This window comes from Microbacterium sp. MRS-1 (assembly GCF_000585455.1).
GTDB lineage: Bacteria > Actinomycetota > Actinomycetes > Actinomycetales > Microbacteriaceae > Microbacterium > Microbacterium laevaniformans.
In genome coordinates, this window is sequence record NZ_JAUF01000020.1 from 18918 (window position 1) to 42564 (window position 23647).

The 23647-nt window shown below is 70.1% G+C and carries 25 protein-coding genes; 11 read left to right on the plus strand and 14 right to left on the minus strand.

Annotation, left to right across the window (positions count from 1 at the left end; translation table 11 throughout):
- Nucleotides 1–8 precede the first annotated feature (8 nt).
- On the plus strand, nt 9–563 hold the full coding sequence (locus AS96_RS05620) for a hypothetical protein (RefSeq protein WP_036286607.1): 555 nt from the start codon (nt 9–11) through the stop codon (nt 561–563).
- Nucleotides 564–572: 9 nt separating this feature from the next.
- Here the strand turns inward: AS96_RS05620 and AS96_RS05625 are convergent, their stop codons facing one another.
- The 3 genes from AS96_RS05625 to AS96_RS05635 all read right to left on the minus strand — a co-directional run bounded on the left by AS96_RS05625 (nt 573) and on the right by AS96_RS05635 (nt 4169).
- The gene (locus AS96_RS05625; RefSeq protein WP_036286609.1) at nt 573–1556 is read right to left on the minus strand and encodes a GlxA family transcriptional regulator; all 984 of its coding nucleotides are present in this window, start codon (nt 1554–1556) and stop codon (nt 573–575) included.
- Between the two features lie 299 nt (nt 1557–1855).
- On the minus strand, nt 1856–2956 hold the full coding sequence (locus AS96_RS05630; protein WP_036286613.1) for a glycosyltransferase: 1101 nt from the start codon (nt 2954–2956) through the stop codon (nt 1856–1858).
- A gap of 1 nt (nt 2957) precedes the next feature.
- Complete coding sequence (locus tag AS96_RS05635) at nt 2958–4169, minus strand: glycosyltransferase (RefSeq protein ID WP_036286624.1); 1212 nt, start codon at nt 4167–4169, stop codon at nt 2958–2960.
- A 119-nt stretch (nt 4170–4288) separates the two neighbouring features.
- Between AS96_RS05635 and AS96_RS05640 the strand changes: the two genes are divergently transcribed.
- The 4 genes from AS96_RS05640 to AS96_RS15665 all read left to right on the plus strand — a co-directional run bounded on the left by AS96_RS05640 (nt 4289) and on the right by AS96_RS15665 (nt 8878).
- On the plus strand, nt 4289–4894 hold the full coding sequence (locus AS96_RS05640) for a hypothetical protein (protein WP_036286626.1): 606 nt from the start codon (nt 4289–4291) through the stop codon (nt 4892–4894).
- Nucleotides 4891–8085: a glycoside hydrolase domain-containing protein gene (locus tag AS96_RS05645; protein ID WP_036286628.1), complete on the plus strand. Its 3195-nt coding sequence runs from the start codon at nt 4891–4893 to the stop codon at nt 8083–8085. The genes AS96_RS05640 and AS96_RS05645 overlap by 4 nt, the downstream gene beginning before the upstream one ends.
- A 129-nt stretch (nt 8086–8214) precedes the next feature.
- Nucleotides 8215–8358 (plus strand): DUF2252 family protein, encoded by a 144-nt coding sequence (locus tag AS96_RS15660; protein ID WP_231477129.1) that lies wholly within the window; start codon nt 8215–8217, stop codon nt 8356–8358.
- 97 nt (nt 8359–8455) lie between these two features.
- A complete protein-coding gene (locus AS96_RS15665) occupies nt 8456–8878 on the plus strand; it encodes a DUF2252 family protein (RefSeq protein WP_051498763.1) in 423 nt (140 codons plus the stop codon).
- Between the two features lie 3 nt (nt 8879–8881).
- Here AS96_RS15665 and AS96_RS05655 read toward each other — a convergent pair whose 3' ends face one another.
- The 4 genes from AS96_RS05655 to dnaK are packed head-to-tail and all read right to left on the minus strand — an operon-like array spanning nt 8882 to nt 12822.
- Nucleotides 8882–9325 carry a heat shock protein transcriptional repressor HspR gene (locus AS96_RS05655; protein WP_036286630.1) on the minus strand — a complete coding sequence of 148 codons (444 nt, stop codon included), beginning with the start codon at nt 9323–9325 and terminating at the stop codon, nt 8882–8884.
- A 2-nt stretch (nt 9326–9327) separates the two neighbouring features.
- Entirely contained in the window at nt 9328–10326 is a 999-nt protein-coding gene (locus tag AS96_RS05660) for a DnaJ C-terminal domain-containing protein (protein WP_036286634.1), read from the minus strand.
- A gap of 15 nt (nt 10327–10341) precedes the next feature.
- On the minus strand, nt 10342–10938 hold the full coding sequence (locus tag AS96_RS05665) for a nucleotide exchange factor GrpE (protein ID WP_036286639.1): 597 nt from the start codon (nt 10936–10938) through the stop codon (nt 10342–10344).
- A gap of 12 nt (nt 10939–10950) precedes the next feature.
- Entirely contained in the window at nt 10951–12822 is a 1872-nt protein-coding gene (gene dnaK / locus AS96_RS05670) for a molecular chaperone DnaK (RefSeq protein WP_036286642.1), read from the minus strand.
- A 218-nt stretch (nt 12823–13040) separates the two neighbouring features.
- On the opposite strand from dnaK, the gene AS96_RS05675 reads away from it, so the two are divergent.
- Nucleotides 13041–14354, plus strand: a complete 1314-nt coding sequence (locus AS96_RS05675; RefSeq protein ID WP_081767979.1) for an MFS transporter — start codon at nt 13041–13043, stop codon at nt 14352–14354.
- Between the two features lie 216 nt (nt 14355–14570).
- Here the strand turns inward: AS96_RS05675 and AS96_RS05680 are convergent, their stop codons facing one another.
- Together AS96_RS05680 and AS96_RS05685 are read right to left on the minus strand one after the other, a co-directional pair.
- A complete protein-coding gene (locus AS96_RS05680; protein WP_051498764.1) occupies nt 14571–16403 on the minus strand; it encodes a DEAD/DEAH box helicase in 1833 nt (610 codons plus the stop codon).
- A 26-nt stretch (nt 16404–16429) separates the two neighbouring features.
- Nucleotides 16430–16939, minus strand: coding sequence for a DUF427 domain-containing protein (locus AS96_RS05685; RefSeq protein WP_081767980.1), 510 nt, complete (start codon nt 16937–16939; stop codon nt 16430–16432).
- A 36-nt stretch (nt 16940–16975) separates the two neighbouring features.
- Between AS96_RS05685 and AS96_RS05690 the strand changes: the two genes are divergently transcribed.
- Nucleotides 16976–17572 (plus strand): LON peptidase substrate-binding domain-containing protein, encoded by a 597-nt coding sequence (locus AS96_RS05690; protein WP_016464024.1) that lies wholly within the window; start codon nt 16976–16978, stop codon nt 17570–17572.
- 9 nt (nt 17573–17581) lie between these two features.
- On the opposite strand, the gene AS96_RS05695 is transcribed toward AS96_RS05690, so the two are convergent.
- The 4 genes from AS96_RS05695 to AS96_RS05710 all read right to left on the minus strand — a co-directional run bounded on the left by AS96_RS05695 (nt 17582) and on the right by AS96_RS05710 (nt 20936).
- Nucleotides 17582–17779 (minus strand): hypothetical protein, encoded by a 198-nt coding sequence (locus AS96_RS05695; protein ID WP_155947529.1) that lies wholly within the window; start codon nt 17777–17779, stop codon nt 17582–17584.
- 177 nt (nt 17780–17956) lie between these two features.
- Nucleotides 17957–19609, minus strand: coding sequence for a BCCT family transporter (locus AS96_RS05700; RefSeq protein WP_036286648.1), 1653 nt, complete (start codon nt 19607–19609; stop codon nt 17957–17959).
- Nucleotides 19610–19699: 90 nt separating this feature from the next.
- Entirely contained in the window at nt 19700–20305 is a 606-nt protein-coding gene (gene dcd / locus AS96_RS05705; RefSeq protein ID WP_036286662.1) for a dCTP deaminase, read from the minus strand.
- Between the two features lie 40 nt (nt 20306–20345).
- Nucleotides 20346–20936, minus strand: a complete 591-nt coding sequence (locus AS96_RS05710; protein WP_036286665.1) for a TetR/AcrR family transcriptional regulator — start codon at nt 20934–20936, stop codon at nt 20346–20348.
- Nucleotides 20937–21098: 162 nt separating this feature from the next.
- Here AS96_RS05710 and AS96_RS05715 point away from each other — a divergent pair, with 162 nt between their 5' ends.
- From AS96_RS05715 to AS96_RS05725, 3 genes are read left to right on the plus strand one after another with little or no spacing between them, the layout of a single operon-like run.
- Nucleotides 21099–21695 carry a DUF6230 family protein gene (locus tag AS96_RS05715; RefSeq protein WP_016464019.1) on the plus strand — a complete coding sequence of 199 codons (597 nt, stop codon included), beginning with the start codon at nt 21099–21101 and terminating at the stop codon, nt 21693–21695.
- Nucleotides 21686–22180 carry a DUF6114 domain-containing protein gene (locus tag AS96_RS05720; protein ID WP_036286668.1) on the plus strand — a complete coding sequence of 165 codons (495 nt, stop codon included), beginning with the start codon at nt 21686–21688 and terminating at the stop codon, nt 22178–22180. Before AS96_RS05715 ends, AS96_RS05720 begins: the two co-directional genes overlap by 10 nt.
- Nucleotides 22177–22914: a hypothetical protein gene (locus AS96_RS05725; protein ID WP_036286671.1), complete on the plus strand. Its 738-nt coding sequence runs from the start codon at nt 22177–22179 to the stop codon at nt 22912–22914. Before AS96_RS05720 ends, AS96_RS05725 begins: the two co-directional genes overlap by 4 nt.
- A gap of 46 nt (nt 22915–22960) precedes the next feature.
- Here the strand turns inward: AS96_RS05725 and AS96_RS15240 are convergent, their stop codons facing one another.
- On the minus strand, nt 22961–23134 hold the full coding sequence (locus AS96_RS15240) for a hypothetical protein (protein ID WP_155947530.1): 174 nt from the start codon (nt 23132–23134) through the stop codon (nt 22961–22963).
- An 82-nt stretch (nt 23135–23216) separates the two neighbouring features.
- Between AS96_RS15240 and AS96_RS05730 the strand changes: the two genes are divergently transcribed.
- Complete coding sequence (locus AS96_RS05730) at nt 23217–23534, plus strand: hypothetical protein (protein ID WP_036286674.1); 318 nt, start codon at nt 23217–23219, stop codon at nt 23532–23534.
- The last annotated feature ends 113 nt before the right edge of the window (nt 23535–23647 follow it).

Here is a 23647-nt window from a genome sequence, read left to right on the forward strand (position 1 = left end):
GGAACCTCATGGCCATCGACATGGACTACGACTTGGACCGCTGGGTCTACGTGCCGAACCTCTTCCCCTGGGAGTCGTTCGGCGACGAGGAGCAGTGGGCGGATGCCGTCGCACGCGCCTTCGGCGGCGAAGGCCGCACGGCCGCACCCGCAGAGCTGGTCGACTGGCTGCGGGCGTACCTGGTCGGCGCGGTGCGCAGCAACCGATCGGGAACGATCCGCTTCGTGCATCTGCCGAACATCACCGCGCCGCACGCGATCGTCGACGTTTACGACATGCCGCATCGCGACGATGTCGCGCTGGTCGACCTCACACACGAGAGGCAGGCACCGGCCGCCCGCGAGCCCGAGGTGGTGCCGTTCGATTCGGAGCATCTCGGAGCGGGAATCAAATCCACCCGGTGGGTGCGCACCGAGGCCGACACGATCGTCCGGGCGACCAACTGGGTGTGGCGAACCGTCGAGCGCGACATCGTCGTGATGACCGCCAGCTCCGACCTTCCCCTCGCCGAGGCTCTCGACCCGGTGGTCGACGAGCTGGCCCGCACGATCCGCCTGGCCTGACGCGCGCGGTCAGGAGGCCATCGCCTCCAGCTGCGCGGGCGGCGTCGTGCACGTGAAGCGCGCGCGGTAGGCGGTGGGCGTGAGCCCCAGGGTGCGCGCGAAGTTCTGCCGCAGGACGGCCGCCGAGCCGAACCCGCACGCCGACGCGATGGCATCCAGGCCCAGATCGGTCTGCTCGAGCAGACGCTGCGCGTGGATGATGCGCTGGCGTCCCAGCCAGGCCGCGGGCGTCGTGCCGTAGTCGGCTTTGAATCGGCGGGCGAAGGTGCGCGGCGACATGTGCGCGCGGGCGGCGAGCTGGTCAACCGACAGATCGAGGGTGAGGTTCTCCAGCATCCACTCGGTGACCGGTGTGAGCGAGAGCGAGGTGGATTCGGGCAGCGGCTTCGCGATGAACTGCGCCTGGCCGCCGTCGCGCTGGGGAGGGACGACCATGCGGCGCGCGATCGTGTTGGTCATCTCGGCGCCGAGCTCGAGGCGCAGCAGGTGAAGGCATGCGTCCAGCCCTGCTGCCGTGCCGGCGCTGGTGATGATGCGCCCGTCCTGGACGTACAGAACGTTGGGGTCGACGTCGATGCGCGGATACATCTCGGCCATCGTGTCGGCGTAGCGCCAATGGGTCGTCGCACGCCGTCCATCCAGCACCCCGGCAGCCGCCACCACGAACGAGCCGCTGCAGACCGTGAGCACCCAGGCGCCTCGCTCGACGGCGCGGCGGACCACGGCGGACACGCGTTCGTCCACGTGTGCCCACTGGTCGCGCGGGATCGGGGTGATGACGACGAGATCGGCCTCGTCGGCGAACGACAGATCGTCGTCGACGTTGATCGAGAAGCGCAGGTTGCTCGGCACCGCGCCCGGGTCGGGCGCGACGACGCGGAAGTCGAAGTTCGGGATGCCGTCGTCCGACCGATCGAGCCCGAACGCCTCGCAGGCCAGACCGAACTCGAAGGGAGCGAAACCGGGCTGGACGACGCAGGCGATGGTCTTCATGGCAGGAATCCTACTCCTTTGAGCAGTTCTGCCACTCATGACTCTTCGGCTACGGGCATAGCTTTTCTGCCATGCTCATCTTCTTCCTCGTTCTCACACTCGTCATCGTCGTATCGGTCGGCGCGACCGTTCGCGCCCTCATCACCGACGACTACCGGCCGGTGCGGACCGACCGGTCGCGCCTGCCGTGAGGACGCCGTTTACCCGGCGGGCGCCGTGCGCCTCGCTCGACGACCGGGGGCGGCACTCGCTCCGGTCGTTGAGCGAGCGCAGCGAGTCGAAACGCCGCCGCCGGGGTGTCAGCGCCGTCGCGGCAGCCGGTCGAGCGCATCCAGCAGCACGTCGGCCGATCGCTGCCACGAGAAGCGCGCGATGTGCGCCGATCCGGCGGCGATGAGCGCGTCACGGCGCTCGGGATCGTCGATCGCACGCACCGCGGCGGCGAAAGCCGCGGCATCCGTGCCCGGCGCGTACAGCGCACCGTCGCCGGCGACCTCTCGGAAGATCGGCATGTCGGTGACGACAGCGGGAACGCCCAGCGCGAGAGCCTCGGCGACCGGAAGCCCGTAGCCCTCGTCGAGGGATGCCGAGACCAGCACGGCCCGCTCGGCCAGAAGCCCGGCGTACTCGGCATCCGTCACACCGTTGTGGAAGCGCACCGCACCCCCGCGGCCATCGACGAGACGCTCGAGCTCAGCGCGACGGTCGGGCGAGATGCGCGACAGCAGATGGAGCGTACGTCCGGGAAGCTCCGCCATGGCGCGGATGAGGGTCTCGACGTTCTTGTACCCCATGAACGAGCCCATGTAGACGAGGTTGTCGGCGCCGGGCTCAACCCGGACGCCCGCCGGCAGCAGGTCGCCGAGGCGCTGCGGCGCGTTCGGGACGACGATGACGGCCCGCTTCGTCAGGCGCACGCGGGCGAACTCGGCCGCGCTCGTCTCGCTGACGGTCGCGACCAGATCGGCGGCGTTGAGCGTGAGGCGCTGCGGAACGTATGAGAGATGGAACAGCCGCCAGCCGACGCGGACGTACCAGGGAAGATTCCGCGGCGGCGTGCGATGCCGGTAGTAGATCGTGTCGTGGAGGGTGAGGATCACACCGAAGCGACGGCCGAGCACCCCGATCGTCTGCATCGGTGAGAACAGGGCGTCTGGACGATACCGGTTCAGCAGGAGCGCCGTGAACGGCTCGCGCACCGCGGTGGGGGCGTGAATCCGCAGCGCACGTGCACCCTCCGGCAGGAGAGCCCGCTGCGCCTCGTCGTGGATCAGGAACACGACCTCCACACCCCGCGCGGCCGCGCCACCGGCGACGGCCGCGGCGAGCTCGGCCGAGTACCGGCTGATGCCGTCATGGAAGTCGGTGCGGATGTACCGCGCATCGAACAGCAGGCGCATGTCAGCCGTCGAGGGGCTCGCCGCGGTAGAGCTTCTCGAACGTGTCGAGGGTCTTCTCGATGTCGTGGATCTCCACCCCGTCGAGCGACGCCTGCTGCATGCGCAGGTACTCCTCCGGCGGGGCCGTCAGCACGCGGCGCAGCTTGTCGGCGAGGTCGTCGACGTCGCCCGGCGCGAACAGGTACCCGTTCTCCCCGTCGTGGACGAGGTGCGGCAGAGCCACGGCGTTCGCACCGACGACCGGCAGCCCCGAGGCCATCGCCTCCATGGTGGCGATGGACTGCAGCTCGGCGATCGAGGCGATCGCGAAGACGTCGGCGCGCGTGTACGCAGCGCGCAGCTCGTCTTCCTCGACGCGCCCGTAGAACGTGACCCGATCCTGGATGCCGAGGCGCTGCGCAGTCTGCTCCAGCGCGCGGCGCTGGTCGCCGCCCCCGACGATGTCGAATGCGATGTCGGGCAGTTCCGGCGCGAGCTTCGCGATCGCCGCGAGCGTGACCTCGACGTGCTTCTCGGTGGTCAGCCGACCGACGAACAGCACGCGGTTGTGGGGCCGCGGGGTCAGGTTCGGCGTGTAGTTGCGCTTGTCGATGCCGCAGCTGATCGGGATGACGCCCGTGATGTCGATCGTGCTCTCGAGGAACTCCGCGGCCTTGCGCGTCGGCGTGGTGACCGCGCGCGACATGTCGAACGTGCGTTTCGCGTCGTCCCACGCGAGCTTGACGACCACCTTGTCCAGCAGGGGCGGCAGGGTGGTGAAGTCGAGGATGTTCTCGGCCATGACGTGGTTGGTGGCGATCACGGGGATGCCGCGCTGGCGCGCGATGCGGGTGAGCGCACGCCCGAGGACGATGTGCGACTGGCTGTGGACCACGTCGGCGGCCACCTCGTCGAGAAGTCTGCGCGAGTAGTGCTTGGCCATCCACGGCAACACGAAGCGCAGCCAGTCGTGCGGAGGCCAGCGCCACCCGGGTGGACGGTGCACGGTGAGCCGCTGGCCCTCGATGATCTCGTGGAAGGTGCCGTGCACAGAGTGCTTCACGCTCGGCGTCATGACGTGCACGTCGTGCCCACGAGCGGCGAGTCCGGCCGCGAGGCGCTCGGCGAAGCGGGCAGCGCCGTTGACGTCGGGGCTGAACGTGTCGGCAGCGATGACGATCGTGAGCGGCCGAGGCGCGGGATGCGGGTCGTCGGGTGTCGCGGAGTCGGTCACGGGGTGCGAGGCCTATCTGTGCGGCGGCGGCAAGACCGCGGATCACGGAGCCACCCAGGGAAGTCTACCCGAGGGCCCTGTTGCCGCCGGGAAGGACCCGTCCCGCGTAACGTGGTGTCATGGCCCGACTGACCGCCGATGCCGACCCGACGCGCTGGGTTCCCATCACCGACTCGTTCGGACTGCGGGGACGTCGCGCCCGCAAGAAGGCGATCCGGATGCTGCTGGGTCAGGCCAACGGCGTACTGGGCGCCGAGGCGCGCCCGGGCGGCGCGTTCGCCGCCTGGGCGATGAGCCAGGCGGCGCCCGCGCTCATGCGCAAGGCCGCCGGACGCGTCCTGGTCTGGGTGTGGAGGTCCGACCCCGAGCTGGTCGTCGTCATGGCGCAGATCCAGCAGCTCACGCCGCAGTTGCGGACCGCGCGCGCCATGATGCCGATGGAGTACGACGACACCGAGGACTTCCGCGGCACGTATCTGGGCACGGGAGAACGGCTGGTCATGCCGACTCCGCCGGCCCGGAGCGGCACCGCGACGCCGCCGCCGTTCGCCACCTACACCTGGGACACCGGGACGCATCTGATCACCGTGACGGCGACCGGGGGCGATCGGGAGCGCTTCGGCACGGTGATCCCCGCCGTCGACGAACTCGCCCGATCACTCCGGGTCGTCGACGACGTGGTCGCCGGCGAAGCGGGTCCGGTGCTGCGGATCGACCCCGCATGATCTTCCTGGAGCCGGCGGACGGCCCCGCCGATCCGCCCTCGTCGCGCCCGCACGCAGGCGTCCTCGGAGGCCCCGTGTTCCGTTTCGGCTTCCGGCCGGGCGAGGGTGCACAGCGCGTCGCGGTGCCCGGGCTCGACGCGGTCGTCTGCACCGCCGACACGGTGCTGCACTGGGCGTTCTACGCCGACGGGGATGCCGCGGTGCACGCACCATGGGCGCCGCTCGCGGTGACGGTCGACGCCCGCGTCGGCGCGGAACATCTCAGCGACGACACGCGCGTGCGCGACCGCTACGGCTTTCGCCTCGACGCGGACAGCCAGTTCGCGGCGGCGTGGAGCATGCCCGAGCAGTGGAACGCCGACACCGTGAGTCTCGCCCCCTTCGCAGGGCGGACCGCGGAGGTCGAGATCGTCCTGGGAACGAGCGCGCTCGCGACCGACGCCGGCACCCCCGACGAGGTGACCGGTTTCGTCGAGCTGCGTGTCGAGGAGCTGTCGGCATCCACCCCCTCACCCGCCGAACGCGTGGACACCCGGCGGGGCTCGCACGCCGGCGACCGGTTCTCGCGCGGCAACACGGTGCCCGCGGTCGCGGTGCCCCACGGGTTCACCTTCCTCACCCCGGCGACCGACGCCCGCGACCAGCGCTGGCCGTACCGCCCCTTCGTCCACGACGACGAGCGGGGTCGCCGCCTCGAGGCCGTGCAGTTCTCGCATCAGCCGAGTCCGTGGATCGGCGACCGCGGCGTGCTGCAGGTCATGCCTTTCGACGGCATCCCGGTCTCGGCGCCGACCGCGCGGCGGCGTTGGATCGCCCCGGGCAGCGAGCGCGCCCACCCGCATGTCTGGTCGGCGATGCTCGACGGCGGCCTGCGCATCGAGGCGACGGCGACCGACCACGTGGGCCTCTTCCGCGTCGAGGGCGACGACTCCGACGCGGAGGTCGGCTTCATCATCGACCAGCCGGGAGCCCACGGCACCGTCATCGCGCAGGGCGACAGCGTGCGGGGCTGGGTGGGCGAGGCCGACCCGTGGTGGGGCAACGGGCCACGGACGTTCTTCGCGGGTGTCGTGCGAGGTGATGCGGCCCGCTCGGGCCGCCTCGACGACGACGGGCGAGGCGAACGCGCGGGCTTCGTCGCCGGCACGGGCGCTCTCGAGCTGCGCATCGCGATCTCCTTCATCTCCCTCGAGCAGGCACAGCGCGCGCTCGCCCTGGAGGCACCGGAAGAGATGACGTTCGACGAGATCCGCGATCGTACCCGCGGCGCCTGGGACGCGGTGCTCGACAGCGTGCAGATCCCGCAGCTCACGGCATCCGAGCGCCCCTTCCGCGGCCTCGCCGACACCGACCTCCGTGCGCAGCTCGCCTCGGCGCTGTACCGCCTGCACCTCTACCCGAACGCGGCGGAGGAGAACGTCGGATCCGCCGAGAGTCCCCGGTGGGCGTACGCCGATCCGTTCACCCCCGCCGGGGCGCACACCGACACGCGCACCGGAGCGCCGATCGCGGCCGGGCGCCTCCCCGTCAACAACGGGTACTGGGACACCTACCGCACCGCGTGGCCGATGATGAGCCTGGTCGACCCGGTGCGGTCCCGGGAGCTGCTGGACGGGATGCTGGAGCCGCAGCGACGTCACGGCTGGATGCCGCGGTGGACGGCGCCCGGATACGTGGACGCGATGGTGGGCACCTCCAGCGACCAGATCCTCGCCGACGGCGAAAGGTGGGGACTGCTCGACGACCCGCGCACCGCCCTGTCGTCGGGATGGCGCAATGCCGCCGAGCGCGCACCCGACGCACGCCGCGGACGCAAGGGCATCGAGCGGGGACGCTTCCTGGGTTTCATCCCCCGGGCCATCCACGAGGGCATGAGCTGGAGCATCGAGAACGCCGTCAGCGACGCCGCGCTGGCGCGGCTGGCAGACCGACTGTCGGCGGCGTCATCGGGCGACGACGCCGCGCGCGATGAGGCGCTGTCGCGCTGGCTGGGAAACCGCGCCCTCGCCTACCGGCAGCTGTTCGATCCTGTCGTCGGCTTCTTCCGCGGACGCGACGCCGACGGCCGGACGGCGGGCGGACGCTTCGATCCGCGCGTCTGGGGCGGCGACTACGTCGAGACGAACGCCTGGGGGATGTCGGTGAGCGCGGTGCACGACCGCGCCGGCCTGGCCGCCCTCTACGACGGCCGACAGGGCCTGCGCATCCACCTCGATCGCCTGTTCGCCGAGCCCGAGACCGCGGATGCCGCGTTCGCCGGCGCCTACCGTCAGGTCATCCACGAGCAGCGCGAGGCGCGGGCGCTGCGCAGCGGCATGTGCGCCATCTCCAATCAGCCGGCGCATCACATCCCGTACATGTACACCGGGACCGATCAGCCCTGGCTCGCCGGCGCGACAGCACATCGGTTGGCACGACGCCTGTTCGCGGGCGGCCACATCGGCCAGGGCTTTCCCGGTGACGAGGACAACGGCGAGATGAGCGCGTGGTGGCTGTGGGCGGCGATCGGACTGTATCCGCTCGAGCTGGGTTCCGGCGAGCTCGTCATCGGCTCGCCGCTGCTCGACGACGTGACCGTCGCGCGCAGCGACGGGTCGCGTCTGCGCATCCGCTCGCGGCGACCGCACGCGGACGCCCATGTGCTGCGTGCCGCCCGGGTCAACGGTGCGCCGCTCACACGTGCCGTGCTGGAGGTGGATGCGCTCGGCGCCGACGTCGACCTGGAGCTCGAGTTCGGCGACGACCCCGCCGAGAGCCTGGGCGCCGACGAGCCGACCCCCGTGCGCCCGTGGCACCCCGATCTGACGGGCGGGTCGGGTCGCATCGTCCACGCGCCCGGCGTGCGCCACGCCCGCCGACTCGTCGACGACGGCGCTGCGGGCGGCGACCGCGGCGTGCGCCTGCGGCCGGGGGCCTGGGTGGGGTGGCTGTTCCCCGAGATCACGTCCGTGACGGACGCCACCCTGACCGCCGTGGACGCGGTGGGCGACGACGCGCTGGAGTGGGAGTGGTCCGCCGACGGGACGTCGTGGCACGCGGCCGAGGTCACGGCTCCGACGCCGCTCGCCGCCGATCGGACGACCCCCTTCCGCTTCACGGACGCTCTCGCCGCGCGCGCCGTGCGCGTCCGAGCGGCGCGCGCGGTGCGTGTGCGCCAGATCGAGCTGTTCGACCTCGACGCCGACCACTGATCGCGTCCTCCGATCGCGCCGGCATCGGCCGCTATCGTGGCGTTATGAGCGAGCGGGAGCGTCCCCCGACGAACCCTGTCACGGGCCGCCACGCGGGTCGCCGAGCTCCTGCCCCTCCGCGATGAGCTGATGTCCGCCAGCCCCTTCGCGTTCTACCGGGGCACGGCAGCGCTGATGGCGGACGACCTCGCCTCCGGAGCGCGCACCGACATCCTCGTCGCCTCCTGCGGCGACGCGCACGACTTCGCTTCGTCGAGCAGCCTCCGACGCTGACGCGCGTCACGCCCGAGGTGGCGGCCGCCGGCGCGTCGGGTCGTCGGGGTGGGCAGCGTGGGCACTGCTGACGCAGGTGAAAGGGGCGGGGCGCAGCGTGCTCGAGCAGTACGGCAGCTGCGCACAGCCGGAGGAGCTCACGGCGTTCGTCGACCGTCACGGTCAGGGCGGGCGTGTCGTGGCGCTGCAGCGCATTCTGCAGGGGTCGTCCGACCCGTTCCTCGGACACTTCCGCGGTGAGCGCGCCGACTACTACGTGCGCCAGTTCCGCGACATGAAGGGCGGCATCGACGCCGAAACGCTCGAGGACGGCCCGTTCCGTCGCTACGCTCAGGCCTGTGCGACGGTGTTGGCCCGGGCCCACGGCCAGTCCCCGAACGCCGCGAAGGTCATCGGGTACCTCGGTGAGGGGCGCGCGTGCGCCGAGGCGATCGTCGAGTGGGCGTACGCCTACGCCGCCCTTTCGCGGGCGGACTACGGCGCCTTCCTGGATGCCGTCGCCGGCGGCACCGCGTCGTAGCGTCTAGTCGTCGGACTCGGCATCCGCCGACGGAAGCGGACGCCACAGCACCACCTCGGTCGCCCGACGCACGCGCGTGCCGTGGCGGAGGGTCACGACCGATCCCGTCGCCCCCGCCGCGAAGACGCGGGAGCGACGAGCCAGCTCTTCCTGCAGACGCTGCTCGAGTTCGGCGACGCGACGGCGCAGTCCGCGCGCCTCGTTCTCGAGCTCGATCAGGCGCGAGATCGCCGGCAGACTCATGCCCTCGGCCGAGAGGGAGCCCACCTCGCGCAACTGCTTCACGTGCCGCAGCGAATACCGCCGCGACCCGCCCTGCGTGCGCCCGGGAACGACGAGGCCCAGCCGATCGTACTGACGGAGGGTCTGCGGGTGCATGCCGGCAAGCTCCGCCGCGACGGCGATCGCGAAGATCGGCGCTTCCTCATCGGGGTGCTCGTCGACCATGCTCACTCTCGGGCCTTGGCCATGAGGTCGGCGCGCGGGTTCTCCTTCGGCTCCAGCTCGTGGAAGCGCTGCAGTGCTTCCTTCGCCTGCTCGTCGAGGTGCGACGGCACGGCGACCTGGACCTCGGCGAGAAGATCACCGGTGCCCTTCGCGGTGTGCACGCCGCGGCCCTTCACGCGCAGCACGCGCCCGGAGGGCGTTCCCGGGGCGACCCGCAGCTTGACGGGGTCGCCACCCAGGGTCGGCACCTCGATGGTGGCGCCCAGCGCGGCTTCCGTGAAGGTCACCGGAACGGTGACGCGCAGGTTCAGCCCGTCGCGGGTGAACACGGGGTGCGGTCGCACCGTGACGCTCACGACGATGTCCCCGGGCTCGCCGCCATCGGGCGACGGGCGGCCGCGGCCGCGCAGCCGGATCTTCTGGCCGTCGGCGACACCGGCGGGGATCTTCACCTTGAACGGCTTGCCGTCCTCGCCGGCGAGAGTGATGGTCTCACCCTTGACGGCGGTCTGGAAGTCGAGCGTCGTCCGCGCGGTCACGTCCGCGCCGCGCTGCGGTCCGCCGTACCCTCGGAAGCCGCCGGTCGGCTGCCCGAAGCGCCCGGAGCCGAAGCCGCCGCCCTGTGTGAACCCGCCCTGGCCGAACATCGAGAACAGGTCGTCGAAGTCGGCCGACTGCGCCGACCCCCGGGACTGGCCGAAACGGCTGAAGACGTCCTCGAAGCCGCCGCTGCCGGTGCCGGGGGCCTGGAAGCGGGCGCCGCCGGCACCCATCGCGCGGATCTGGTCGTACTCCTCGCGCTGGCTCTTGTCCGAGAGCACGGAATACGCCTCGCTCATCTCCTTGAACTTCGCCTCCTTCGCAGGATCGCCCTGCGTGGAGTCGGGGTGATACGTGCGGGCGAGCTTGCGGTACGCCTTCTTCAGGTCGGCCTCGGACACGTCCTTGGAGACGCCCAAGACCTTGTAGAAGTCCTTGTCGAACCAATCCTGACTGGCCATGGACACCTCCTCCCGTCAGTCGGCGGAACCGGCGACGACGACCTTGGCCGGTCGCAGTTCGATCGTGCCCAAGCGGTAGCCGACCTCGACGACGTCGAGGATCGTGCCGTCTTCCACTCCCCCGGGGTTCGGGGCGTGGAAGATCGCCTCGTGCTGCTGCGGGTCGAACATCTCCCCCGCGACGCCGTAGGTCTCGACACCGAGGCGGGCGACCACGCCGCGGAGCTTCTCCGCGATGGCGGCCAGCGGCGAGCCGTCCACGAGGTCACCGTGCTTGTCGGCACGGTCGAGGTCGTCGAGCACCGGCAGCAGCCCCTTGGCGACCGATCCCTTGGCGCGGGCGATCTCCACCTCGCGCTGGTCCTCGGTGCGACGGCGGTAGTTGGCGTACTCGGCCTGCACCCGCTTGAGGTCCAACAGCAGGTCGCGGTCCTCGGGCGAAGCCTCCGCGACGGCGGCCTCGTCGGTCTGCGGCGCGTCCAGGATGTCGTCGACGGTCAGGTCGTCGCCCTCGCGCGCGTCCCCCTGCGAGTCGGGGCCGGAGGCGTGCGCCTCCGACCCCTCGTCACCGGGGACTTCGTCGATGGGCTCTTCGAAGTCCTTGTTCGTCATGGCTCGATTCTCTTACTTCTTCTCGTCCTCGTCGTCGACGACCTCGGCGTCGATGACGTCCTCTTCGGGGTTCGGGACACTGCCGTTGCCGGGGTCGGCGACGGTGGGGTCGGCCGGCTCGCCGGCGGCCTGGGCCGAGGCGTAGATGGCCTCACCCAGCTGCTGCTGCGAGGCGTTGAGCTTGTCGAACGCCGTCTTCACGGCATCCTCGTCGTCTCCCGCGAGCGCCGTCTTCAGCGCGTCGACATCGGCCTGCACCGAGGTCTTCACCTGGTCGGGGAGCTTGTCCTCGTTGTCCTTGATGAGCTTCTCGATCGAGTACGAAAGGGTCTCGGCCTGGTTGCGGACCTCGGCGGCCTCGCGGCGCTTCTTGTCCTCCGCGGCGTGCTCCTCGGCTTCGCGCACCATGCGCTCGATGTCCTCCTTCGGCAGCGACGAGCCGCCGGTGATCGTCATCGACTGCTCCTTGCCCGTGCCCTTGTCCTTCGCGGACACGTGCACGATGCCGTTGGCGTCGATGTCGAAGGTGACCTCGATCTGCGGGATGCCGCGGGGCGCGGGCGCGATGCCGGTCAGCTCGAAGGTGCCGAGCGGCTTGTTGTCACGCGTGAACTCGCGCTCGCCCTGGAAGACCTGGATGGCGACCGACGGCTGGTTGTCGTCGGCGGTCGTGAAGGTCTCGCTCCGCTTGGTCGGGATGGCCGTGTTGCGCTCGATGAGCTTGGTCATGATGCCACCCTTGGTCTCGATGCCGAGGCTCAGGGGGGTGACGTCGATGAGCAGCACATCCTTGCGCTCACCCTTGAGGACACCGGCCTGCAGGGCGGCGCCGACGGCGACGACCTCGTCCGGGTTCACGCCCTTGTTGGGCTCCTTGCCACCGGTGAGCTGCTTGACCAGCTCGGTGACCTGCGGCATACGGGTCGATCCACCGACGAGCACGACGTGGTCGATGTCGCCGACCTTGATGCCCGCTTCGGCGATGACGTCGTTGAACGGCTTCTTCGTGCGGTCGAGGAGATCCTTGGTGAGGTCCTCGAACTTGGCACGCGTCAGCGTCTCCGACAGCGACACGGGGCCCGAGTCGGTCAGCGAGAGGTAGGGCAGGTTGATGGAGGTGCTGGTCGAGCTCGACAGCTCCTTCTTGGCCTGCTCGGCCGCCTCCTTCAGACGCTGGAGGGCGATCTTGTCGCCCGAGACGTCGACGCCGGTGGTGTCCTTGAACTGCTTGATGAGGTAGTCGACGATGCGCTGGTCCCAGTCGTCGCCTCCGAGGCGGTTGTCGCCCGCGGTGGCACGCACCTGAATGGTCGAGAAGTCGTCGTCCTTGCCCACCTCGAGCAGGGACACGTCGAACGTTCCACCACCGAGGTCGAACACCAGGATGAGCTCGTCCTCCTTGCCCTTGTCGAGGCCGTAGGCGAGGGCCGCGGCGGTCGGCTCGTTGATGATGCGCAGGACGTTGAGGCCCGCGATCTCACCGGCATCCTTGGTGGCCTGACGCTCGGCGTCGTTGAAGTAGGCCGGGACCGTGATGACCGCGTCGGTCACGCTGTCGCCCAGGTAGGTCTCGGCATCGCGCTTGAGCTTCTGGAGGATGCGGGCGGAGATCTCCTGCGGCGTGTACTGCTTGCCGTCGATCGGCTGCGTCTTCCAGTCGGTGCCCATGTGGCGCTTGACGGAGGACAGGGTGCGGTCGACGTTGGTGACGGCCTGGCGCTTCGCGGTCTCGCCGACGAGCACCTCGCCGTCCTTGGTGAACGCGACCACCGACGGGGTGGTGCGGAAGCCCTCGGCGTTGGTGATGACCTTCGGCTCGCCACCCTCGAGGACGGCGACGACGGAGTTCGTCGTCCCGAGGTCGATACCCACTGCACGTGCCATGTGTGTTCCCTTTCGTGAAACGGCTCTGAGAAGTCTGCGGGGTTGAGTATTAACGGCTCAACTTCGATGTGTTCCACGATAGCCGCGGCATCCGCGACTGTCAAACGCAAGTTGATATGAATCGGCTCAACTTTTCGACCGGATGCCGGGAGTAACGTGACCTGCACGCGCAACGACGCGCCACCCGGTGTTCACCGAAGGGACATACCGTGACGAACATGTCACTGCCCGACCTGCCCGCACCCACGACGATGACTCCCCCGACGGCGACCTCTCGTCGCGCTGTCATCGCGTGGGGGCTGTGGGACTGGGGCTCGGCTTCGATCAACGCGGTCGCGACCTCTTTCGTGTTCACCGTGTATCTCACCGGCAGCGCCTTCGGTGACGCGGCGACCACGTCGCAAGCCCTGTCGCTGGCCCTCACCCTCGCCGGCCTGGTCGTGCTCATCACGGCGCCGATCACCGGACAACGCTCGGACGCCTCGGCCCATCGCAAGCGCTGGCTGGGCATCAACACCGGCGTGGTCGTGCTCATGCTGGCCCTGATGATCTTCGTCCGCGAAGACACCGCCTACCTGTGGTTCGGGCTCACGCTGCTCGCGGTCGGCACCGTCTTCTACGAACTGGCGAGCGTGAACTACAACGCGATGCTCTCCCAGATCTCCACACCGCGCACGGTGGGCAAGGTCTCCGGCTTCGGCTGGGGGATGGGGTACCTCGGCGGCATCGTGCTTCTGCTGGTGCTCTACTTCGGGCTCATCAAGCCCGAGGTAGGACTGTTCGGCGTCACGGGGGCGGACGGCATGGCTGTGCGCGTGTCGATGCTCCTCGCCGCGATCTGGTTCGCCGTGTCGGCCCTGCCCCTGCTGTTCGCGGTGCCGGAGAACACGCCGTCGACGCCCGGCGCGGCGCGCATCGGCTTCTTCGCCTCATACCGCGTGCTCTTCGGGACGGTCGCCTCGCTGTGGCGCGAGAGCCGTACGACCGTGTGGTTCCTGCTCGCCAGCGCGATCTTCCGCGACGGTCTCACGGGAGTGTTCACCTTCGTCGGAGTGCTGGCGACCGGTACGTTCGGGCTCACCGCCGCGGACGTCCTCATCTTCGCCATCGCCGCCAACGTCGTGGCGGGCATCGTGACCATGGCATCGGGCTTCTTCGACGACCGGTTCGGACCGAAGCCGGTCATGATCGTCTCGCTCGTCGCGCTCGTGGTCGGCGGCATCCTGATCTTCGTCCTCCACGACGGAGGGCCCGCCGTGTTCTGGGGCCTCGGCCTCGCGATGGCGATGTTCGTCGGCCCGGCCCAGTCCGCGTCGCGTACGTTCCTGGCCCGCAGCATCCCCACCGGTCGCGAGGGAGAGGTCTTCGGCCTCTATGCGACGACCGGCCGCGCCGCCGTCTTCTTGGCCCCGATGATGTTCGGCGTCTTCGTCACGCTCGGAGGCCATCAGTACTGGGGTGTTCTTGGGCTCGTCGCTGTGCTGCTCGTCGGGCTGGCGCTGCTGCTGCCGGTCCGCTCGCCAGCTCGCTGATCACCACTCCGGCGCAGCCCGCCGCGCCCCTCACGGGCCCCGATGGCCGCGCGCGGCTCAGTCGCCCGCCGACCTGCCGACCGACGCGCCTGCCCGCCCGACCTGCAAGGCGAGCAGCGCGACACCCCGCGGTGCGACTGACCCAGACGGCGCGTCGCCGGTGATCCCTTGCAGTTGCGTCAGCGACTCGGGCGCCGGCCGGATGCCGAGCCGCGCTCAGTCGCGGCGCGGGCGCCGATCGCCGCGGTCGTCACGGTCGCGGTCCGGACGCTTGGCGGAGCGCTGGAAGCGGTCGGGCTTGATCTCGATCAGGCGACCGCTGATGCGGGTGCCCTCCAGCCGCTGGAGCGTCTCGCGGGGAAGGTCGGCGGGCAGTTCGACCAGCGAGAAGTCGGGACGGATCTGGATCGCGCCGAAGTCCTCGCGGCGAAGACCGCCTTCATTGGCGAGTGCTCCCACGATCTGACGCGGCTCGACCTTGTGCCGACGACCGACCTCGATGCGGTAGGTCGCGGTCGGGCCTCCCGAGCGACGGCGATCGTCGCGGCGGGGCCGGTCGTCGCGGTCGCGGTCGCTGCGGTCGCGTCCGCGATCGTCACGGTCGAACCGTTCACGCCGCGCCGGCGCGGGCTGGTCCTCGTCGAGCAGCAGCGGGGTCTCCCCCTGCGCGACGACGGCGAGCGCCGCGGCGACATCCGCCTCGGGCACGTCGTGGTGGGTGACGTAGTGGTTGATGATGTCGCGAAAGCGGTCGATGCGCTCGGTCTCGGCGAGCGCCGCCGTGATCGCGTCGTCGAAGCGGGTGAGGCGCGTCGCGTTGACGTCTTCGGCGGTCGGCAGGGACATCTCGGTGAGCGGCTGGCGCGTCGCCTTCTCGATCGAAGCGAGCATGCGCCGCTCACGCGGGGTGACGAAGCTGATCGCGTCGCCCGACCGCCCGGCGCGACCCGTGCGGCCGATGCGGTGGACGTACGACTCGGTGTCGATCGGCAGGTCGAAGTTGACGACGTGGCTGATGCGCTCGACGTCGAGCCCGCGCGCGGCGACGTCGGTGGCGACGAGGATGTCGAGCTTGCCGTCCTTGAGCTGGTTGACGGTGCGTTCGCGCTGCACCTGCGCGACGTCGCCGTTGATGGCGGCCGCCGCATAGCCGCGGGCGCGCAGCTTCTCGGCGAGGGTCTCGGTCTCGTTCTTGGTGCGCGTGAACACGATCATGCCCTCGAAGTTCTCGACTTCGAGGATGCGGGTGAGTGCATCGACCTTCTGCGGGTACGACACGATCAGGTAGCGCTGCGTGATGTTGGTCGCCGTCGAGGTCTTCGCCTTGACGTTGATCTCCTCGGCATCCTTCAGATACGTGCCCGCGAGGCGGCGGATCTGGGCGGGCATGGTCGCGGAGAAGAGCGCGACCTGCTTGCCGGCGGGGGTGTCGGCGAGGATCGTCTCGACGTCTTCGGCGAAGCCCATCTTGAGCATCTCATCGGCCTCGTCGAGCACGAGGAAGCGCAGCTCGGAGAGGTCGAGCGTGCCCTTGTCGAGGTGGTCCATGATGCGACCGGGCGTGCCGACGACGATGTGCACACCACGGCGAAGCGCCGACAGCTGCTGCCCGTAGCCCTGGCCGCCGTAGACGGGCAGCACGTGCACGCCGCGCAGATGTCCCGCGTAGGACTCGAACGCCTCGCACACCTGCAGCGCGAGCTCGCGCGTCGGCGCGAGCACGAGCGCCTGCGGCGTCTTCTGCGAGAGGTCCAGCTGCGACAGGATCGGCAGCGCGAACGCCGCGGTCTTGCCCGTTCCCGTCTGCGCGGTGCCGAGCACGTCGCGACCGGCCAGCAGCGGCGGGATCGTCGCGGCCTGGATCGCCGACGGCGTCTCGTAGCCCACGTCCTTCAGCGCTTTGAGGACCGCGGCGTCGAGGCCGAGATCGGCGAAGCCGGGGGTCGACGGCGCGGCGGATGCCGGGGCGGATGCCGAGGATTCGGCGTCGGTCTGGGTGTCGGGCGCGGGCGCGGCCTCGAGGGGATCGGTCAAGCTGTCAGAGGCCATAGACCCACGGTAGCCGCCCGACGCCGTCACCACCCCATCGAACCCGGGATGCCCTTGTACGGCCCGAGGATGTTCGCCGTGATCCAGCCGCCGTAGAAGCCTCCCGGCTGCGGCGTGACGACCTCGCCGTCGGCCGTGCACTCGTCCATCGCGGCGGCGTACACGGCGACACGGTCGCGCAGCACTGCGTACCCCGGCGCGGGATGCGGATAGTTCCACGCGGCTCCCGCCCGCGTGATGCCCCCGCCCACGACGTCGAGATAGCGCGCGGCGCCCTTGAACTCGCAGAACGAGGTGCCCTCGGCATCCACGAGGGAGCCCGGGGCGAAGTCGGAGATCGGCAGGTAGTAGACGGGCGGATGGCTCGTCTCGAGCACGCGGACGGCGTCGTGGGTGTCGGCGATGAGCTGGCCACCGAGGCGGACGGTGACACGCACAGGGACCGGCTCGACGCGCGGCGGACGCGGATAGCCCCAGACCGACTCCTGTCCGGGGCCGGGAACGTCGGGGCGGATCGAGGCGGGAAGGCGAGGCACGCGCCCACTGTACGTCTGTCGGTGTTGACTGGGCGCATGACCGTCATGCCGATGTTTCCTCTCGGATCGGTGCTCTTCCCCCACACGCCTCTGCCGCTGCGCGTCTTCGAGCCGCGCTACCTGCGTCTGATGGGCGAACTGCTCGACAGCGATGATCCGCAGTTCGGGGTCGTCCTCATCGACCGCGGGCACGAGACCGGCGGCGGCGACCAGCGCTCCGGCATCGGCACACTGGCCCGCCTGGTCGATGTCGCCGCCGGGGCGGACGCCCTCCAGGTGGTCGCTGTCGGCACCGACCGCTTCACCGTGGACCGCTGGCTGGACGACGACCCCTATCCGCGGGCGGAGGTCACGCTGCAGGAGCCGCTGCCGTGGAACGATGCGCTGACGCCGTTGCGCACGGAAGCCGAGGCCATCGTGCGTCGCGTGCTCGGCCGGTTTCCCGACGCCCCCTGGGGAGCGCACATCGAGCTGTCGTCCGACCCCGTCGCCGCCGCCTGGCAGATCGCCGCGATCGCTCCCCTGGTCGAGTACGACCAGCAACGCCTGCTGCGCGCGACGACGATGGGCGGCCTGCTTCAGCAGATCATCGATCTGACCCTCGAGGTCGACGAGATCTGGCCCGAGGAGTGAGCTGCGACCTCAGCCGCGCGGCCAGGCCGCCGCGAGCTTCGTGAGCAGCCGGGCGAGCTCCGCCGCGCCCTCTGGCACGATCGCGCGCAGGCCCTCGGCGCGGAGGGCGACCCCGATGAGGGCCACCACCGTCGCCACCGTGGAGGGTTCGGCCCCCGCGTCCGCCGCTTCGGTCCGCACCGGCACGGCTTCGGACCCGGCGGACACGGTTTCGGGCGCGGCATCCACATCGATGCCGAACGCGACGGCGACGGATGCCGCGACCGCTCACCCCACCGTGACGCCGAGGGCGCCTACGAGCGCGGCTTCGCGGCCGGCTTCACCGAGGGACGCACCGCCGCGAGCGCGTGAGCGCCCTGCGCGTGATCGCGTGCGCCGGCAGGCTCAGCGTGGCGTGCGTCGCCACCATCCCGGCATCCGCACGCCCTGCTCGTTGCCACGTTCGACGTCGAGCCCGTAGTGCTCGCCGACGTAATCGACGAGCTGGGCGCGCTGGGCGCGGTCGTAGACCCGTCGCTCCCGCCGGAAGGCGATCACCGTCGACCAGCAGATGAGGAGCATGACGACGCTGAACGGCAACGCGATCGTGACCGCCGCCGTCTGCAGCGCCGACAGGCCTCCGGCCAGCAGCAGGGCGACCGCCAGCACCGCGGTCGCGAGCGTGAAGAACACGCGCACCCACCGCTTCGGCTCGACGTCGCCGCCGGTGGCCAGCATCCCCATCACGAGCGCACCCGAGTCCGCCGAGGTGACGAAGAAGATGCCGATGAGCAGGATGGCGCCCACCGTCAGCACCGGTCCGGCCGGCAGGTGGGCGAACAGCTGGAACAGAGCGCCCTGCAGATCGACCGTCCCGTCGGGTGCGAGCATCGATCCCGGCACCGTCAGTTCCTGGTACAGTGCCGAGCCTCCGAGGACGGCGAACCAGAGGATGCCGACGAGCGTGGGCACGATCAGCACACCCAAGACGAACTCACGGACCGTGCGCCCCTTGCTCACCCGGGCGATGAAGATGCCGACGAACGGCGCCCACGAGATCCACCATCCCCAGTAGAACGACGTCCACGAGGCCTGCCACTGCTCGCCGGCCTCGCCCTGGAAGGCGCTGACCGTGAAGCTCAGGCCGACGAAGTTCTGCAGGTAGGCGCCGATCGACTGCACCCACTCCCGCAGGAGGTATTCGGTGTGCCCCGCGATGAGGATGAACACGAGCAGCGCTGCTGCCAGCAGCAGGTTGAAGCTCGACAGCCACTTCATGCCCTTGCCGACGCCCGACAGCACGGACAGCAGCACGAAGATCGTGATCACGCCGATGATGACGATCTGCATCGTCGTGTCGGGGGTGCCCAGGCCGGCGCTGGACAGGCCCGCGCCGATCTGCATGACGCCCAGCCCGAGCGAGGTGGCGACGCCGAAGACGGTGCCGACGAGGGCCAGGGTGTCGATCGCGTTTCCCCACGCCCCGCGCACGCGATGGCCGAGGAGCGGCTCCAGCGCCCAACGGATGGAGATCGGTCGGCGCCGACGGTGGATCGCGTAGGCGAGGGCGACGCCGATCACGACGTAGATCGCCCACGCCTGCACACCCCAGTGCAGGTAGGTCTGGGTGAGCGCGCTCTGCGCCAGCTGCGCATCGGTGCCGGTGACGCCCGGGCGCGGTGTGACGTAGTGACTGAGCGGTTCGCTCACCCCGTAGAACACGAGCCCGATGCCCATGCCCGCCGCGAACAGCAGCGAGAACCAGGCACCGAGGGAGAACTCCGGCTCGTCGTCGTCTTTGCCCAGCTTGATCTCGCCGAAGCGGCTGAAGCCCAGGACGAGCGCGAACGCGACAAAGAACGCCGCGATCAGGACGTAGTACCAGCTGAAGGTTCGGATGATCGCGCCCTGGATGGTCGCGAACGCGGTCTCTGCGGACGAGGGGAAGATTACCGCGAATGCGGCGACGGCGACGATGATGACGGCGGCGGGCCAGAACACCCAACGCGCGAGCGGACGGGGGGCGAGCGGATCGGCGGCCGGGGCAGTCTCGGTCATCGTTTCAGGGTAGCCACGCACGCGGCGACGGCCGAGTCCTGGCCCCTTCCGGGCAACTCTGATAAAGCTGCGGCGGCGGTCGCCGCGCGCTCAGGCCCCGCGAGCGCCCGCGTCCGTCGCGCCGACGTCGGTGCGGTGGAAGTTCTGGAACGAGCGCGACGCCGTCGGGCCCCGCTGCCCGTGATAGCGGTTGAGGTACGGGCCGGTGCCGTAGGGGTTCTCCGCCGCAGACGACAGCCGGAAGAAGCACAGCTGACCGATCTTCATCCCCGGCCACAGCTTGATCGGCAGCGTCGCGACGTTCGAGAGTTCGAGGGTGACGTGACCGGAGAATCCGGGGTCGATGAAGCCCGCGGTCGAGTGGGTCAGCAGGCCGAGGCGTCCGAGCGACGACTTGCCCTCCAGGCGTGCGGCGATGTCGTCGGGGAGCGTCACCTGTTCGAACGTCGAGCCGAGGACGAACTCCCCCGGGTGCAGGACGAACGGCTCGTCGGGGCGCACCTCGATGAGGTGGGTGAGGTCGGGCTGGTCCTCGGCGGGATCGATGAAGGGGTACTTGTGGTTGTCGAACAGCCGGAAGTAGCGATCCAGACGCACGTCCACACTCGAGGGCTGCACCATCGCGGCATCCCACGGGTCGAGTCCGACGCGGCCGGAGGAGATCTCGGTGCGGATGTCGCGGTCACTGAGCAGCACGCGGCCAGCCTACTGTCCGCGGCGGGCGAGCGCGGCGCGCTCAGCGGTCGACGGAGGCCGCGATCGCCAGCGCCGAACGCGACAGGAAGGCGACGATCTCATCGGCGGGCCGGTCGGACTCGAGACCGAGCTCGATGAGCACATCCTCGGCGAACGCGACCCAGGCGCGTGCGGCCACCGACAGCATGGGCGAGTCGGCGTGACCCAGCTCGTGGAACACGTCGACGATGCGGTGCGCGTTCTCGTCGCGGGCCTCGTCGACGAGTTCGCGGACCACCGGGTCGCCGCTGGCGACGCCCCGCACCAGCGAGTAGAAGGTTCCGCGGTGGGCGCGAACGAACGCGACGATCCGCTCGATCGTGTCGTCGAGGCGGGCGCGCGGCGGCAGCTCCGCGCGGGGGGCGGATGCCGCGATCAGCGCGTCGCGGGCGGTGGTGACCACCGCGGTGTGCAGGCCCTGGCGCGTGCCGAAGTAGTGGAAGACGAGCGCACGCGACACGTCCTCGCGCTCGGCGAGGGCCTCGATCGTGAGCTCGTCGAGCGGCCGCGACGCGAGGAACGCGACGCCCGAAGCGATCAACTGTGCGCGCCGATCCTCCCGCGACAGACGACGCCGCTGCTCCGTGGACATGCCCTCGACCCTACCCACGAGGTGGGCGCGGTCCCACGGCCGCTCTTCGTGAGAGTTCTCTCACAGAGGCGCCTCCCTTATTGACTGATTGTCAATTGAGGCGCACAGTCGATGATCGAACGCGTCGGCAGCGGAGCCGGCGCCCCGGCATCCGGAGGATCGATGAGACTCTCGAACCCGACTCGCTCCCGCGCGGGACGCATCACCCTCGCCACCATTCCCGTCGTCCTCGCCTCCACGTTCCTCCTCGGAGGCGTCGCGCAGGGCGCCGTTCCGGTCTCGTTCGCGGTCTCCGGCAGCCAGTTCCAGATCAGCGCATCCAAGCTCGAAGGCACCGGGTTCTCGCAGTACGCGGGCGTGACGCAAGACACGGCGGGCGGCTCGCACAACGTAGCGATCGCCAACATCGCGTCGGCGCAGCTCTACGACCTCTGCCAGTCGGTGATCTCCGACACCCCGCTCGGCAAAGTGGGTGTGCTCATCACGGCGGGCGGCGGCGGCAACCCGGCCACCGCGAGCGACCTGCAGATCGGCATGACCGACCTCAAGGGCGACTCCTCGTTCTCCAACATCCGCATCGGCGTCGACGCCTCGACCGTGAACACGGCGGCGAAGGGCTCGGCGGGCGACTTCGCTCAGGATGCCGACAGCGTCACGATCAACAATCTTCAGCAGATCTCGTGGAGCACGCAGGCCTCGGTGTTCACGCTCACCGGGATGTCGCTGAAGCTGACGGACGGATCGAGCGGATGCTTCTGACACGCCGGGCGTCCCGCGCCGCCGAGCTCGCCGCGGAGCCCGAGAACGAGACCGCGCCCGCGGCGGGCCGGCCGGTGCGCGCGTGGCGGAAGGATCGGCCGCTCGTGGGCGGCATCCTGCTCATCGTCGGCGGCGTCGCGATGTTCGGCTCGAGTCAGCTCGACTTCGGGCGGCTGCACATCCACCTCGGCATCGAGGGACTGCAGGCGGTCGTGATCCCGCTGCTGCTCATCGTGCTGGGCGCCCTCGTGATCGCCACGCCGGCGCACCGCATCCTGTACGGCGTGATCGCGCTGGCCACGAGCGTCTACTCGATCGTGGGAGTGAACCTCGGCGGGTTCCTGATCGGGTTCGTGCTGTCGGCGGTCGGAGGCATCCTCGCGGTGTCGTGGATGCCGAGAGCCGCGCGCACCGCGGGGGCGGAGCCGACGGCTGAGGCGGATGCCGAGGAGGCGATCGTTTCCGACGAGGCGGTCACGCGATGACCACGCGGCGCGCTCGTTCCGCGCTGCTGGCGGCCGCGCTCCTCGCGCTCGCGCCGAGCGCGGTGGGTGCCGCAGCCCTGCCCGCGGCCGCCGCCGAGACCTCCGGCGCACGGCCGACCGAGTGGTGCATTCCGATCATCATGCCCTGCCACTCGTCGCCGTCCCCGACGCCCAGTCCGTCACCGTCGGCGAGCGCGTCGGCTCCCGGCATCCCGAGCCTGCCGACCGTCCCCGGCCTTCCGGAGCCGGGGCAGCCCTCGCCGTCACCGTCGCCGTCGGAAGGCACGACGCCGCCCGCGGTGGCGCCCGTCGCCGACGAGCAGGGGCCCGTGTTCACGCAGCCGTCCGCCCAGCTCGGCTCGAAGTCGCTGTCGTTCAGCGGCCTGCGCGGCATCTCGGTCGTGACCGTTCCCCTCGCCGACGGGTCGCGGACGACGGCCCTGAAGCTCGAAGCCGACCGCATCACGATCTCCGGATTCAGCCTGACCGTCCGCCACGACACCGGCCCCATCCTGACGACGACGGCCGACACGATGACCCTCGACGGGCACGTGGTGGTGTACATCAACTCGCTCAGCGCGACGCTTCCGGGAGGAAAGCTGCTCACGCTGGGCGCCGACACCCCGCCGCCCGCCGAAGGCCTGGACTCGATGTTCGGCGTGACCCTCGGCCTCGTCGGATCGACGGCCGATGCAATCACCTACACGAACACGGTGCAGCACCTGTCGGAGTGACGGGGAGTGCGGCGCCCGGCGCAGCGGGCGGGTCGCGAACGGACGGTCAGGACTGGATGAACGCGAGGATGTCGGGGTTGATGACGTCCGCGTGCGTGGTCAGCATGAAGTAGAGCAGCTGCGCGTCCCAGTCGTCGGACGAGAGGGCCCAGCCGTGGTGGAAGACGATGGGCTGGGCGTTCGGGGCGGCGGCGCGAGTGAGCCGAGGGCCATGCGTCATTGCGGCACGCTTCAATTACGCGACTGCAAGTTCAATTGTTTCCGGTTTTAGTTGAATCGATACGTGGTGTGATCAAGGGAACTTGAAGGAGAGCAGCACGGATCCCGCACGATTCGCGGCAAGTCCGATCGGCGACCTCCTTCCGATCTCCGGCACGGACGGCCGAGGGCAGACCTACGAGCGCGTCGCGTTCGCCGCTCATCCACTCGCGGCGCCGCCAGAACTCTGCACCGCCACCTGGAACCGTGTTGCGCTTCCAGGGCTGACCTACCAAGCGGTGAGCAACGCTGTACGCAAGCTCGAAGAAGTTGGGATCCTCGAGCAACGGAACGTTCCGGGGGTCATGGTGTTCCGCGCCCCCGATGTCGTCGCGATCATCTCGGCGCCCAGCGCAGCGTAGCGGCGCCCGCCCGCGCTCAGTTCGGCGATCAGTCAGCGACATTCGTGGGTATGCTGGACGGGCACGGCCGTCAGGTCGTCGTGGGGCTGTAGTTCAATGGCAGAACTTCTGCT